The sequence below is a fragment of the Bacteroidota bacterium genome (assembly GCA_030017895.1).
Taxonomy (GTDB): domain Bacteria; phylum Bacteroidota; class Ignavibacteria; order UBA10030; family BY39; genus JASEGV01.
The window spans coordinates 1-14,999 of the sequence record JASEGV010000008.1; the positions used below are offsets into that span (position 1 = coordinate 1).

General features: G+C 38.9%; 16 protein-coding genes. 7 read left to right on the forward strand and 9 right to left on the reverse strand.

What is annotated here, in order from left to right; all coding sequences use genetic code 11:
* From QME58_02670 to QME58_02705, 8 genes are all read right to left on the reverse strand, one after another.
* Window positions 1-470, reverse strand: a 470-nt coding sequence (locus QME58_02670; GenBank protein MDI6802736.1) for a class I SAM-dependent methyltransferase, incomplete at its 3' end; no start/stop codon positions are given.
* 27 nt (window positions 471-497) lie between these two features.
* Window positions 498-1,265 (reverse strand): 4Fe-4S binding protein, encoded by a 768-nt coding sequence (locus tag QME58_02675; GenBank protein MDI6802737.1) that lies wholly within the window; start codon window positions 1,263-1,265, stop codon window positions 498-500.
* A gap of 34 nt (window positions 1,266-1,299) precedes the next feature.
* Window positions 1,300-2,475 (reverse strand): 4Fe-4S binding protein, encoded by a 1,176-nt coding sequence (locus tag QME58_02680; protein MDI6802738.1) that lies wholly within the window; start codon window positions 2,473-2,475, stop codon window positions 1,300-1,302.
* 64 nt (window positions 2,476-2,539) lie between these two features.
* Window positions 2,540-2,974, reverse strand: a complete 435-nt coding sequence (locus QME58_02685) for an Rrf2 family transcriptional regulator (protein ID MDI6802739.1) — start codon at window positions 2,972-2,974, stop codon at window positions 2,540-2,542.
* 6 nt (window positions 2,975-2,980) lie between these two features.
* The gene (gene nrfH / locus QME58_02690) at window positions 2,981-3,427 is read right to left on the reverse strand and encodes a cytochrome c nitrite reductase small subunit (GenBank protein ID MDI6802740.1); all 447 of its coding nucleotides are present in this window, start codon (window positions 3,425-3,427) and stop codon (window positions 2,981-2,983) included.
* Window positions 3,424-4,737 carry an ammonia-forming cytochrome c nitrite reductase subunit c552 gene (locus QME58_02695; protein MDI6802741.1) on the reverse strand — a complete coding sequence of 438 codons (1,314 nt, stop codon included), beginning with the start codon at window positions 4,735-4,737 and terminating at the stop codon, window positions 3,424-3,426. The genes nrfH and QME58_02695 overlap by 4 nt, the downstream gene beginning before the upstream one ends.
* A gap of 24 nt (window positions 4,738-4,761) precedes the next feature.
* On the reverse strand, window positions 4,762-6,024 hold the full coding sequence (locus QME58_02700) for an alginate export family protein (GenBank protein ID MDI6802742.1): 1,263 nt from the start codon (window positions 6,022-6,024) through the stop codon (window positions 4,762-4,764).
* 298 nt (window positions 6,025-6,322) lie between these two features.
* Window positions 6,323-6,517, reverse strand: coding sequence for a hypothetical protein (locus QME58_02705; GenBank protein MDI6802743.1), 195 nt, complete (start codon window positions 6,515-6,517; stop codon window positions 6,323-6,325).
* Window positions 6,518-6,545: 28 nt separating this feature from the next.
* Between QME58_02705 and QME58_02710 the strand changes: the two genes are divergently transcribed.
* Window positions 6,546-6,764: a hypothetical protein gene (locus tag QME58_02710; GenBank protein ID MDI6802744.1), complete on the forward strand. Its 219-nt coding sequence runs from the start codon at window positions 6,546-6,548 to the stop codon at window positions 6,762-6,764.
* A gap of 275 nt (window positions 6,765-7,039) precedes the next feature.
* On the opposite strand, the gene QME58_02715 is transcribed toward QME58_02710, so the two are convergent.
* Entirely contained in the window at window positions 7,040-8,404 is a 1,365-nt protein-coding gene (locus QME58_02715; GenBank protein MDI6802745.1) for a TrpB-like pyridoxal phosphate-dependent enzyme, read from the reverse strand.
* A gap of 335 nt (window positions 8,405-8,739) precedes the next feature.
* Here QME58_02715 and QME58_02720 point away from each other — a divergent pair, with 335 nt between their 5' ends.
* From QME58_02720 to QME58_02745, 6 genes are all read left to right on the forward strand, one after another.
* Entirely contained in the window at window positions 8,740-8,979 is a 240-nt protein-coding gene (locus QME58_02720; protein ID MDI6802746.1) for a hypothetical protein, read from the forward strand.
* Window positions 8,976-9,209, forward strand: a complete 234-nt coding sequence (locus tag QME58_02725) for a type II toxin-antitoxin system HicA family toxin (GenBank protein MDI6802747.1) — start codon at window positions 8,976-8,978, stop codon at window positions 9,207-9,209. Before QME58_02720 ends, QME58_02725 begins: the two co-directional genes overlap by 4 nt.
* Before the next feature lie 480 nt (window positions 9,210-9,689).
* Complete coding sequence (locus QME58_02730) at window positions 9,690-11,930, forward strand: hypothetical protein (protein ID MDI6802748.1); 2,241 nt, start codon at window positions 9,690-9,692, stop codon at window positions 11,928-11,930.
* 115 nt (window positions 11,931-12,045) lie between these two features.
* A complete protein-coding gene (locus QME58_02735) occupies window positions 12,046-12,798 on the forward strand; it encodes a TaqI-like C-terminal specificity domain-containing protein (GenBank protein MDI6802749.1) in 753 nt (250 codons plus the stop codon).
* Between the two features lie 321 nt (window positions 12,799-13,119).
* Window positions 13,120-14,169 (forward strand): type IV toxin-antitoxin system AbiEi family antitoxin, encoded by a 1,050-nt coding sequence (locus QME58_02740; protein ID MDI6802750.1) that lies wholly within the window; start codon window positions 13,120-13,122, stop codon window positions 14,167-14,169.
* Window positions 14,166-14,993 (forward strand): hypothetical protein, encoded by an 828-nt coding sequence (locus QME58_02745; protein MDI6802751.1) that lies wholly within the window; start codon window positions 14,166-14,168, stop codon window positions 14,991-14,993. Before QME58_02740 ends, QME58_02745 begins: the two co-directional genes overlap by 4 nt.
* The last annotated feature ends 6 nt before the right edge of the window (window positions 14,994-14,999 follow it).

A 14,999-nucleotide genomic window follows, 5' to 3' on the forward strand; every position in this document is an offset into this window, starting at 1 on the left:
TATGTTACGCTGTTTCTATCTATCATTTTTACCCACTCACTTCCACGATGAGCCAGTATAAGATAAAAGTTTTTTAAAGCAATATCAATATTTTGATGTGTTAACAAGTGAGGCAATGAATTACCCAAACAAAAGACGGCATCGAAATTAGAATCAACATTTTTCGTCAGATTATGATAACTGGATAGGACCGTCTTAAGATAGACTGTATAAATTTTAGCATTCTCAGTTAATATTTTTAACATTTTTGGTGAAACGTCTACTGAAGTAACATCACAACCAAGTTTTGCCAATAATATTGAATGAAATCCTGTCCCACAGCCTGCATCAAGAACTTTTTTTAACTGATAACGCTCTACGAGCATTTTGAAAGCCGGTTCTTCCTTCTCAAACCGCTTCTCAAACTGGGTCATCAAGTCATAGTCATCAGCTAACTCATCATAAAAATTTTTAATCTCATCAGAATCCATACCGAATATATTTTATTTTTACAGAATTCACTTTGCTATTAAATTTCCTTGTATTCCTACTGTAACGATTTCTATCGGTGTATCCATTCCTGCCATACGGGCAGCTTCGTTTGCAAGTGCAGCTAACCCCGAACAACACGGTACTTCCATTACAACAACTTTCACACTCCGCAGATTAGAATTCTTGAATATGTGCGCTAATTTCTGAACATAGGGAGACGTGTCGTCTAATTTTGGACAAGCTATCGCTATCGAATTTCCTGTCATAAAATCGGAGTGGAAATTTGAATAAGCGAACGGGACACAATCGGCTACGAGCACAAAATCGGCGTTGCGGAAATAAGGCGCTGTTGGTGGAACCAAATGTAACTGAACAGGCCACTGACGAAGCTGTGAATCAAAATTTGTTTTTAGCTTTTGCACAGCTGGTTGTTCCCACTGAATCATACGCGATGAGGGGCAGCCGCCTCCCACAACCTCCAAATTTGTCGATACTAATTCGTGCTTGTGATTGGCTAAATGTTGGATGTGCGTTTGCAGTTTATCGGGAGCGTGTTTTCTGATATGTTCAATCACACTTGGTTCGTCATATTCTTCAACATACTCTTCTAGAACGGTTAAAGCATTTTGTGGACAATCGCCGAGGCAAGCGCCGAGTCCATCGCAGAAACTTTCTTCTACAAGCTTTGCTTTACCGTCTATTATTTGAAGTGCCCCTTCGGGACAAGAGGGGATACAAAGTGCGCAACCGTCGCATAGCGATTCATCTATTTTTATAATTTTTCTTTTTATCATATTTAATTTGCAGTTAGTTGTTGGTAGATTGAATTTAATCATTTGGTCCATAGTCTGGAACCTGTCCGCCATTGTGTTGGTACAGCGGACTATCTAATTCCTTAAATCTTTTAAGATACTCTTCTTTGGAAATTTTATTCTGCCAATTTCCCGTTAACATAGCAAGCCCTGTTATTCCTATAAATATTCCGATAATCAGTGATGCAAATACCCAATTTGAAACCCGCTTATTAACAAAATGAGTTTTTAGTTCAAGAGTATTTTTTACCGGGCAAGCTTGTACACACTCAAGACAGCTTGTGCATTCATCGCTCCACACAGTTTTTACTTTATGAACTTTAATGCTATTAGGGCAAGCTTTCGTACATAAGTCGCAGTTAACACAGTTAGATTCAACGCGCTTAATTTTTATAGGACTTAACCAACTTAAAACACCTAACAAACCACCGTAAGGACATAGATAGCGGCACCAGAAATTTTTGATTACAACCGAGAGGAGAGCTAATATTATGATTGTCCAAAGTGCAAATTGAGAAATGTTTGCAAAAAAGTAGTACATCTTGATATCGGCAACTTTGTTATAAGGGCTAAAAATAAAAGCTTTTAAAGCTTCTGTATCCATCGTCCAAAAAATAGCCCACACAAAAAAAGCGAGTAATAAATACTTCAATGAACGTAATGGATAATCGAGGAATTTATTTATCGAAATATTCTTACCAAATACTTTTTTCCCGAGCATCCATAATCCTTCGCTGATATAGCCGACTGGGCAAAGCCAACTGCAAAAACTTTTTTTGAACAGTAACCCGGTTGCGACGACCGCTACAAATATTATCAAACCCGCCGGATGGATTTCGTTAATGATACCAGTTTGAAACCAGTACTTCAAACTAATTAGTGCGCTAATTGGCAGAAATCCTTCCACACCCGGAGGGCGGCCAAAGTATGGAAATGAGCCACCAGATTCCCCCCATTTTATAAACAAATAAAACTCGAAGCCAATCCAGATTACCAAGAGAGCGAAAGTAATTTGCACAACGTTTCTGAAAAATTGAGAATCTTCCTTTAACCGCCAAGTAAATCGTTTAAAAATATTTGGTTCGAGGTCGAAATTCAGCTTGGGCTTTCTCAGTTCAGCTGGTATTTTTTTGATTCCCCTTTCGCTTTGTAAGAATGATTCTTTCTCAATAATGTTTTCTTTGTACGACATATATTTATAGATAGTTTTCGTTTAACAAATCAGATAATTTTATCTTATTTACACATAAAAAATTTTAAAGCGACTTATAACCTGGTTTCGTTATTTCATTTGCAAGTTCCAACAAATTTTTCTTTTTTATCATTTCAACGATATTATCTCTCAACTCTTTCCAATCGTCGTGAACCGGACACGGAGAATTGCCTGAACAATTCGGGAAACCGAGGACGCAACTTGTTCTATACCCATCTCCATCTATAGCTTCAACGATATCGAAAAGGAAAATTTCTTCGGAAGATTTTGCCAACTCGAATCCACCGAAAAGACCTTTTTGTGAATTCAACATCCTTTTCATTGATAACGATTGCATAATTTTCCCAAGAAAGTGTTGGGGTATGTTCAGTTGCTCTGCAATCTCTTTTATAGAAGTCCATTGCCCAGAGGTTTTTTTCGCTAAATAAATTAACGCCTGAATGGCATACTCACTTTGTCGACTAAATATTAAACTCATTTATTCTTAAAAACTATGTCCTACACTTTGATGGCAGGTAAAACACCTTTGTCTGTTTTTATGTGTTTGTACAAAAACTGCCGATAACGTTTCTTTATGACAACGGATACAATTATCTTCTACTACATTAGTGCTTCTGGATTTAATTTGTATCACTTCCGGTGGACCGAATGTAAATGCCCACGAATGATTAAAACCGTTTTCTGCTTTTACTAAATATTTCCTTATGATGTTATCAGGAGTATGGCATCCATTGCATGCGATATCTCTATGACTTGCTGAGTTCCATGAAGAATAATTTTCCCGCATAACGTGACAATTGACGCATGATTTCGGATCGTCCGACATATACGAATAACCTTTTGCATAGATAAAAGTATAAATACCGACGCCTAAAAATATTCCGATAGCAGTAAACATCAAAGGTAGAAAATATTTTTTCAGATTACTCATTTACGGGTAACTTTTGTTAAAGTTTTAAATGCCGATAATTCTGCCTGACGTGCAAAGTCGCGTGCATCAGCTAAAATTCGGGCTGACTCCTGCGGGCTGTGGAAACCCATACTATTTTCAGCGCTGATGAAATCCCAACGCATCTGAGCTTTCCGATGCAACAGTCGCGCTTCTTCTAATTCCTTATCGCTCACACCTGATTGTATAGCCATCTTTAAAACATCCATCGCAGCGAGAATTGCTTTTTCTGACTTCTGCATCGATTGATATGTTTTGTCCTGTATCTCCAACACACGGCTTTTCATCTCTGTTTCACTTTGACGGTGGCAATTCAAGCAAGTGTTGGAAATATTTTCCAACGGAGTTCTTATCCAATGGTCTGTGATCTTTATTGCACCTTCGCGTTTGTAGGGCATGTGGCAATCGGCACAAGCAACGTTCGACCTTGCATGTAAACCAGTCGACCAAAACTCAAATTCCGGATGCTGAATTTTTATCATCGGAGAATTAGTTTCAGCATGATTCCAATCGGTGAAAGCAACCTCGGAATAATATGAATCGATACTGTCGATGTTTAATCCTTTATCCCAAGGGAATGTTAAATATTTACCCGGTCCTTTAAAGTAATATTCAACGTGGCACTGAGCGCATACATAAGTTCGCATCTGCTGACGGTCAGCTTTCGACAAATCGATTCCCCGACGCTCCATCGCTTCCTTAAATGCGATGCGGGTAATTTTTAAATCCATCGTATTAGCATCGTGGCAATCGGCACACGAAACGGAATGTTTGAATCCGTGCTTCTCTGCCAAATCTTTTACAGGTATTTTATAAAAAGCTTCCGCCCCAATCGAATCAATTAACTTCGGTACTTGCGGACTCTTACAGCTCATACACGTTCCCGGTTTCTTATCTCCCAATCGTTGCGAAGCGAGCATGTCCTGTAGAGCATTCATGTGTCCTCGCTCTTCTTTGTAATCGATACCAAATGGGTAACCGGCAAAAAGTCGCATATAATCAGGATGTTTATCTAATTTTTGAAATGATTCCGAACCACCATAACGACCATATTTACTGTAATCTTCCAACTCACTTGTGCTCATTGTTTTTATGTATGAGTCGTATTCTCGTGGGAAATTATCTCTCCAAACTGCCGGGTCTGGTTCACCTTCAGGAATTTCTTTGAGTTGTAAGTAAGTAATCCGTCCTTCTTGTTTATGCTCAAATATATTTATCAATAAACCGACTACAGCAATTGTGAGAATTATGCTCACAGCCAATATTGCAAAATATCTTTTTTTAATTTCCATATTTTATCTCTCTCATTAAAATTATTAAAATGAAAATGAAGTTGTTAAATATCCCCAAAGTGCTACATCGTTACCATCAAACTTTGAACGCATAATTTTGCCGGGCGTAAATAACCCACCACCCCATTCGAAACCTACGTATTTGTTGTACTTCCACGTAAAAACTATATCAAGCTCTTGACCTAATTCTGTTTCATCCACTGTAGGTGGATTTAATTTTTCTGCCAATGTAAAATTATGTAAGGTGATGTTAGCAGTTACCGATTCATAAGGATGGAATATAAATCGGGCATAGATATCTTGCAGCCCCCGCTCGTCGGTATGCTTTGGTATGTTTGTGAAGTAATCCATGAAGCCGTAGAATTTATGTCCGGTTGCGTAAGGTGGTTCGAAAGTTTTGTACTTTGCATCGCCCGCCGGTGTGCCAGATAATCTTTCGAATGAAATAGCTGCAGAAGAAATTGGCATATCAGTAAAATTATAACCCGCAGTTAGAGCGAACAGATAAGCCGATATATCTTTCCCTTTTTTCCAACCGTTTTGAATTGCGAGGTCGCCTTCATAAAATAATTCATTAGTGATAGAACCTTTTGCATATATCCCACTCGTGAAACGTGATAAATCGTTAAAACCGGATACAGATACGTTTCTATCAAGTTGATGAACTGTAAACAAATCAACCTGATGACCAGTGAAGTATTTTGAAGAATAATAAAGTCCGCTGAATAATTGTCCGGCATCTCTTACAAACTTTACATCTACCGGGGTGGCAGCAGAAGGAGCGATATTTGTTTCGGCAGTATTCATCACAATCAAATCGAAACGGTGTTCGGGAATTTCGTAACGAAGCAACCCACCGTCATAAATCCGCCCGATGTTATTCCACATAACAGCACCCATCATTCGCTCACTTCCGTATGACAAACGCTGCCGACCTAATTTAAAAGTCAACTCATCATACAAAAATTTATCTAATTGCAAATACCCCTGATGAAGATCGAGATTGCGTGTGTTGCTTATAGTATTATAACTGCCCGTTGCATCTTTTTCTTCACCGAAGATTCGTGCATCTTGTATTTGAAGATACACTTTTACATTTTCGATTGGTTGGATATTTGCACCAAGTCGTGCGCGAAATAAGCTAAAATAATTTGGAGGAGTAGCATTTTTAAAATCTCTTCCATCAAGTTCGCTCCGAACCCGTAGTTCCCCATCCCATTTAATTTCCTGAGATTTAGAAGAAGAAATAACTACTAATACTACAAGAATTATTGTTAAAATTTTCATAGCACTTTCCTTTTATTGTTGATAGATTAAAACAGACTATATTAATAAGAGTAATTTGTCTGAATATACAAAAAGTATGAGCGATTGTCAAATTGAAACCAATAGTAAATATTTTTTTTAGCATCGCTCATTTCACTATTGCCTCATTTAAATATCTTGACGAATATGTTCTGTTAGAGAACTAGTAGAAAGATAAACAGAATGTTCATCAATAGAAAACAGACGATTCCGGAGTTTAATTAGGTCGCGTTTTAGTTGAGCAGGATTTAAAGTATGATAAAGATATTTAAGTTTATTTTTAACATTTTTCGCGACAGCTCAACAAAACAGTTATCATTTTTTTTGTAATCACGACTTCGAGTGAAAGTGATTTTATGTTCGTGGCAGTATCTGTAGAGGTGTGAGAGAATGTTCTAACAAGGATATGGTGTTTTAGCAGCGTGCCTGGTTTTGTTGTAGTTCTACCTTTTAACTGAAATTTTTTTAAGTTCATTGACAAGATGTCGATGAAAGGATCTCAGATGGCGGAAGCCATGAAGAAAGTGGACGGTTTTCCGATACAGACGACAATAAGCGGGATGACAGCGATGGTCACTAAAATCGAAAAGAGGTCGATAGCCAAGAGTGAGTTCGAAGTTCCTGCCGGTTTCAAAAAAGTGAAATCAGAAAACATGATGGATAAACGACACAAAGGTCAACAGGATCCATCACCGGATGAAGAGGAAAAAGAAAAAGATTAGATTTTTTTATAGAGACTTCTGAAAAATTGTTTATAAAATTAATAAGGGGCTGACCGATAAGTTTGTTTTCTCGTTACATCCCGTTCGAATATAAATAGTAACGAACGGGACACTTGAAAACCGACAGGGTATGCAGGTTCTCGAGTATCCCGTTCTGACTTGCTCAGAACGGGATGTATCGGGAGAACATTTTAGTCAGCCCCTAAGGATAAAAAGAGAAAATCACTACTGCGCATTTCTCTTTTAGACGCACAGTGGTATATTTTTTTGTGAGACTATGCGATTTCTGAAATTCCTGCTAAACTGCGTGTAAGTTCTTCACTCGAAAAATGATTAGAAGTCAACTCGTTATTTAAGTAGGCATCGTACGCGCCTAAATCCAAAAAACCGTGTCCTGAAAGATTAAACAATATCGTTTTTCTTTCACCGGATTGTTTACATTTCTCGGCTTGCACCAATACTTCTTTAACAGCATGGGCGCTTTCTGGAGCTGGAATTATTCCTTCTGCCTTTGCAAATATTTGTGCCGCCGCAAACACGTCTATCTGATTATGTGCAACTGCTGTCATATATCCATCCTTATAAAGCTTTGATACAAGTGGCGCCATTCCGTGATAACGCAAACCGCCGGCGTGTATTTTTTGAGGAATAAATTTATGTCCCAGTGTGCACATTTTGATTAACGGTGTCAAACCCGCTGTATCACCAAAATCGTATGTATACTTTCCGCGAGTTAATGAAGGACACGATTCCGGCTCCACAGCTATCACTTCCAAATTCGGTTGGCTGCCGTTTAATTTATCTCGCAAGAATGAAAAGCTGATTCCGGCAAAATTACTTCCACCGCCGACACAACCGACGACAACGTCCGGATAATCTCCAGCCGCTTGAAACTGCAACTGCGCTTCTTCACCTATTATCGTTTGATGTAGTAAAACGTGGTTTAACACACTGCCTAAGCCGTAATTCGTATCGTCTCTTTGAGCCGCTATTTCCACCGCTTCACTAATTGCTATACCGAGCGAGCCGGGGGAATCTGGATTCTCTTCTAAAATTTTTCTTCCCGATGCAGTAAGCTCAGAAGGACTCGGAAAAACTTTGGCACCAAAAAGCTGCATAAAGCTTTTTCTGTACGGTTTCTGGAAGTAGCTTACTTTTACCATAAACACGTCGCACTCAAGCCCAAAATGACTGCATGCGAACGACAGAGCACTTCCCCACTGACCGGCGCCGGTTTCAGTAACAAGTTTTTTGATTCCCGCTTTTTTATTGTAGTACGCCTGCGGAATTGAAGTATTAGTTTTATGACTTCCAGCCGGGTTCACTCCTTCATATTTATAATAGATTTTGGCGGGTGTATCTAAAATTTTTTCTAAAGCCGACGCTCTAACCAACGGTGTAGGTCGGCTTAGTTTGTAGACATCCAGTACCTCGTCGGGAATTTCGATAAACTTTTCAGAGCTGATTTCCTGCTTTATGAGCTCATCAGGGAAAATTGCCTGAAGGTCGGAAGGTTTAATCGGCTGCAAGGTGCCCGGATGCAGAGGCGGCTGTAACGGGGTTTTAAGATCTGCTGCTATGTTGTAGTAATAGCGCGGTAATAGATTTTGACTAAGATTGAAGATTTTTTGTGTGTTCATGATAACCTCATATGTTTTGGTGTGTAAATAAATGAGCCGCGACGGAAGCTGTTCACGGTAAACGAGGTTATAAAAACACGAAAGCCATGAACGGCATGCCACCATCCACGGCTTGGTTAATTAAAAAATTAAATGCTTCAGGAGGGCGGACAAAACACTGTCCACCACCAAGAAGATAGATTTAATATTTATAAATTTGATTTCACGTTTAGAAAATAGAAAAATTATTGATGAATGTCAAATATTTGATATTATTTTAAGATTTAACTATAATAAGGAGAGTTAGAATATAAAACGAGTTTTACTGTTGAAAACGATAATCTTGGATACAACCTATGAAAAATATTAAAATCGTCATCGAACGTCATGAGGACGGATACATCGGGTATCCGATCGGCTTTACTCGCGGCGCAATTGTAGGACAAGGGGATACATATGCAGAAGCCCTTAAGGATACCGAAGGTGCTATCCGATTTTTTGTTAAACATTATGGAAAGAAAAAGTTTTTTGAACATTTAGAAACCGATGCCCCAACACTCGAAGCGTACATAGCAGAGACAAGCGTAGCATTATGAAATTTCCCGTTGATGCTTCACAGCGAGATGTTCTTAAAGCTTTTGGCAAGTTAGGCTTCTTTATTGTACGGAAAGAAAACCATATAATATTAGAGCGGAAAAATAAAGATGGATCAGTTACTCCGTTAGTTTTACCGAATCATCGGACGATTAAAAGCAGTACACTAAGAACAGTCCTGACTCAATCAGGAATCGAGCGTAACGAATTCATCAAAGCTTTTTATGATTAAAAAATAGAACCAACAACCCATAACCATTAACTAAAAATAGCGTAGCCCCGCTTCTTCCGCTATGCGGAATCAGCGGGATTGATCCCGTCATCCTTCGACTTGGCTCAGGATGCCGGGATCAACTTCGGCTGCTGATTCAGCTCGTAAACCAGCCGAAGAATAAATAAATTTACAAGGAATAATTAACTAATAACCAATAACTAACAACTAAAATATTAGCGTAGCTTCGGCTGCTGTCTTCCAGTAAAATACGACAATTACAAAAAGCAAAGACACAGAAGCGAAGGTGCGCCCCGAAAGGGGTGCGCTTCGTTTCATCTTTTGCTTAGGGAGTCGTATCCCGACTGGAAGGGTGAGATGAATGTCGCACCCTTTTTTGTTGTGGATATTCCCTGACTAAAAGAAGCCGATCCAATGTAGAGCGAAGTGCCACTTCGCTCTACGAGACACACCGAAGCTCTGGAACAAAAAACGGAGCTTATGCCATTACAATCTGATGTCCATTCACAATTGAGCGCATTCAAAACTCATGATGACGCTGCAAAATTGTTTAGCTTACTCAACTATGAGTACACTGCACAGACGGTATCACTAAAACGATTTCCTTCTTCTCTCGACGGAAGAATAAACACACTTCAAATACTTGCAGGGCACGAGGATTTCAAAATCTTCCATTGTGAAGTTGACCAGCTTATTCTCGGAGTCGAGCGTCCCATTATCGACAACCTGTTGAAAGACCATCCTTATTCGCTTTTTCTCTTTTCCGACGCTAACAAAAATGCGTGGCATTTCATAAATGTAAAGTATGATGAAGAAGAAACGAGAAGAAAACTCTTCCGCCGCATAGTAATTGGGCCTGATGAACGATTGCATACAGCAGCACAGCGAATTGCCATGCTTGATGTACATAATGATAAGCTCTCATCGTTGGATCTCCAGCAAAAACATGATACGGCATTCGATGTCGAGGTTGTTACAAAAGAATTCTTTAATTCCTTTGTTCAGATGTTTCACCTCTTGAGGGAAGAAATTGAAGAACTGAATCCAAGATACAAAGCAAAGTCGGCTGAATTTTCGCAGTTGCTTCTTAACAGGTTGATGTTTCTATATTTTATACAGAAAAAGGGCTGGTTGGACGGTAACACAAGCTATCTCTACCAGCGATATAGAAAAGGTTATAAGGCTCAGCAAGAAAAGCATACATACTATTCCGAAGTTCTTCTACTCATTTTCAAGAAATTGGCAAATACCGATCTCGAGTTTAAACAGCTTGGCAGTATCCCGTTCCTAAACGGTGGACTATTCGAGTCTGAGCCGTGGGAAGATGTACTAAAAATTAGTAACGGTTTATTCGGCAAACTTTTCAAAGACTTATTCGAGCATTATAATTTCACAGTGCGTGAAGATACAGCGATGGATATGGAGGTTGCCATTGATCCTGAGATGCTTGGGAAAGTTTTTGAAAACTTGATTCTCCAATTAGAAAAAGACCCAACGACTGACTTACGTAAGGCAACAGGAAGCTATTACACCCCGCGTGTCATCGTCCACTTCATGTGCCAACAGTCATTGAAAGAATATCTCATTGAGAATCTAACACCTTACGTCACCCTGAACTTGGTTCAGGGTCTAAGCACCGATACCTCCGCTCAGATTCCGAATCAATCCTTCGCTGCCGCTCAGGAGAGCGTTCGGAATGACGGTAAAGGACTGGGTATGGACGCTGAAAAAAAGCAAATACGGGAAAAGATTGAAAAACTTTTCGCTCTCAATCCAGCTTCTCTATTAACTACAGAAGAAATCTCTTGGCTAAAATCTTCTTTCACACATGACGAAGCAGAACGAATGAAAAACCTTATTTTCAATTGTCGTGTCTGCGACCCGGCAGTTGGCTCAGGTGCATTCGTTGTTGGTATGCTGCATGAGATGGTGGCAATTATTAAGCTACTCGATATGTTGCTTATGGGATTGGGGAAAATACAAGAGCGAAATTACGATTATGAGTTAAAGCGCAAAATTATCGAGTACTGCCTGTACGGTGTGGATATTCAAGAACAAGCCGTACGGATTTGCGAGTTGCGTTTGTGGCTTTCTCTTGTTGTGGATTATCAAGGAATAGATATTCCTCCTCTGCCCAACCTCAGCTACCGGATACGACAAGGGAACAGTTTGATTGATAAACTGTTCGGCTATCCTGTGAATATGAATATTTCTCAAACGACCGAACGAGGCGAAAAGCTCAAGCAACTCATTGACAGTATTCAGAATGATAAACACGCTTATTTCTATGAATCGGATATACAAAAGAAGCGTAAAGCAGAGTTAGGAATACTTGCAAAGCAATGCGACTTAGCTTCAGTATATTTAAAACTTCGACAAGATATAGTCTCATCAGAGCATGAAGCGAAGTATGGCAAAGGACTTTTCGGTTACAAAGAACTGAGAAAAGCTGAACAAGAAGACAAAGAAACATTGCAAAAAGAAATAAAAGAATTAGAAAAACTTATTCTTCTTGCTAAGAACACAAAAGACAAAGTCCTCGCTGTTGAAAAAGGAAAATTGACTGAAGCTGAAAAGACACGGCAATATACCTTATGCCTTCATGTGCGACTCCTCAAGCATGAACATACGGAAATTTGTTTTGAGCAAGAAATGCATAATTTTTGTGGATGCATTCCCAGAAAGAGACGATCCGAACAAGCGTTTGTTCGAAGCCGCTAAGATGTCAACATGCATAGTAATGATAAAAAATATCTACCGATTAAATAGCTTTCCAGTACGAACACACTATTCACGAGTATTTGAGCAAAATATCCGGACGGTCCACCTGGATTGGGTGACCATTCAAGAAATTGACGCCGAGAATTGTTCCATACCTTTGATGACTGACAATGGAATGCGAGTAGTACGCAAAGTCATCAATAATGCAAAGCTACGATTGAAGGATATCGGAAGATGTTATGAGGGCGAGATAAACCTGACATTCCACAAAAAATATATACGTCCTTCAAAAACTGGTAATGCGCTATTGATAAAAGGTGCCGCCATACAGAGATATAGAATTCTCGAAAAAATGAAACAAGGCGAAGTTGAATACCTTGAACAAAAGAGATACATAAGGGATAACGGGGGTCCTAAGTCCAAGCATTTTCGAGAGAAAAGAATTGTAATGCAGGGCATTACGGGAGTGAATGAACATACTAGACTAAAGATGACCATTCTTGATAGCGAAGCATTCTTAGGGAATTCTGCAAACTATATTTTGCTGCGTAGTAAGGATTATTCATATGAGTTCATATTAGGTGTGCTAAACTCTAAGTTGATAAACTGGTATTTCAAGTTATTCAGCACAAACAGTAACGTTAACGGATATGAGATAGACAATATTCCGATTCCTGAATGCGTTATTCAAGATGAGATTACAGAAATTGTTAGTACCATCTTGTCTTTGACTGAAAATCAAGATTACGAATCAGACCCCAAGAAACAAGCAAAAGTTAAGGAACTTGAATTGCAGATGGATCATAAGGTAAACCGAACGTATGGGTTATCGGATGAAGATTTCTTAATAGTGAAAGGACAAGGTTAAGTGCCACAACACGACATCATAGACAACCGCAACGAAAAACTCGTTGAACATATACTCCGCATTTTACCACCGAGTGAGCGGGCGAAGTTTGCAGTGAGATACTATGAGCAGATCCTCTTAATTAGGTAAAAAATGAAGAAAATTCAGGCAAAACCGCTCATACATATAAAATATCACATATTTCACCTAATAAATAGTTTTATGGAATAGTGAAAATACCAATAGAGTGAAAATAGACTTGATTTTCATAGTTTTTCATTATATATTGGTTTTCATAAAAACATGATAACTCGTATATAGTGAAAAAATATCTGAAATATTATGAATGAACAGAAATATCAAGAGAAAATGAAGGAAATCTTGAAACGTGTTTCAGGATTAACAATCATTGGTACAAACGATAAGCCCGAATACGGTAATAGGGTAGCCGACTTCGATGTGATTGGTAATGTTAATGGGAAACCTTTCTATCTTATTGTGGACATAAAGCAAAAAGGAACACCGCTTAGTATCCGTATGGCGATAGAATCCTTACGTAAAATTATTCCGCAAAATAACACAGGGTCGCCTTATGGTGTAGTAGCAGCACCTTTTATCAGTGATATGGGACGAGAGTTATGCCGGGAGGCCGGTGTGGGATGCTTCGATTTAGCGGGAAATTGTTTTCTAAATTTTGGAACTGTCTATTTGGAAATCAAGGGAAATGCAAATCCGTCTCCCTCCGAATTTAAGCTGTCGCTTTTTTCTCCCAAGTCGAGCAGAATCAGTCGGGTTCTCCTTTCGAATGTTACAAAACTTTGGCAGGTACAAGAATTAGCAAAGGAGGCGAACGTAAGTTTGGGACTTGCATTTAAAATAAAAGATCAACTTAAAGAGGAAGGATTTCTGATCGAAGAAAACCGTTTGCTAAAGTTGGTAGCGCCAGAGCGACTTTTAAATGCCTGGACCGAAAGATATTCGTATAAAAGAAATCGCATCTATGAATTTTATTCTAACTCAAATGCTGCAACCATCGAATGGTCAGTACAGGAAAATTGTTCCAACAATAATATAAAGTGTGCCTTAGCATTATTTTCTGGTGCTGCACAAGTTGCTCCGCATGTACGTATGGAAAAAGCGTTCCTCTATGTTGAAAAAGATATAGATCGATTAGTCAAGACATGGGAATTAAAATCCGTTTCATCGGGAGCCAATATTATGTTATTAGTGCCTTACGACAAAAGTGTGTTTTATAAAACACAAAAGATTGGAGAGAATTTAGTTGTATCGAACATACAACTTTATCTCGATCTAAAAAAGTATAAAGGTCGGGGTGAGGAAGCAGCCGAATTTTTGAAACAAGTCAAACTGAACAAGGAATTGGGGATATGAAGGGTTATCACTCAAGGGAAACTGAAGCTGCCCATCGTGTGCTTATCGAGCTAATGCAGATATTGGGAGAGTATCGAGAGAAAATGATACTCATCGGCGGCTGGGTGCCTTACATACACTTCGGCAATAAACATATCGGTAGTCTGGATGTCGATATCGCACTCGATAAGGATACGATATCTGAGAATGTTTATAGCACGATTCGAAAGATACTCGATCATCATAATTACAAACCGGATGACAGTCAGCCATTCATTTTTTATCGAGAGGTAAAAATGGATGAAGGTGAACCGATAAAAGTTGAGATAGATTTTTTAACGGCAGAGTACGGTGGAACAGCTAAAAGTCATCGAACACAGACTATTCAGGATATTAAAGCAAGAAAAGCACGCGGGTCTGATTTAGCATTTGAACACCCAGTGCGTTTAACCGTAACCGGTAAAATGCCAAACGGTGCTGAAAACACAGTAGAATTACGAGTCAGCGGAATATTACCTTTTCTTGTGATGAAAGGAATGGCTCTCTATGATAGGCTAAAAGAGAAAGATGCATACGATATATATTTTTGCTTAACGAATTTTCAAGCCGGATTAATTAGCCTTGCGGACGAATTTCGTCCTCTTACCAATAATAAACTTGTTATTGAAGGTCTTTCGAAAATCAGAAGTAAGTTTATTTCCATAGGATCGCTTGGTCCCATAGCGGTAGCAGATTTTCTCGGCATAGAAACCGGAGAAGAACGAACTCGGATAATCAGACGTTCATTTGAGATGGTTAATGAGTTTCTCGATGATCTAAAAATACAACCTTATTCAAAAGAATGAGAAATC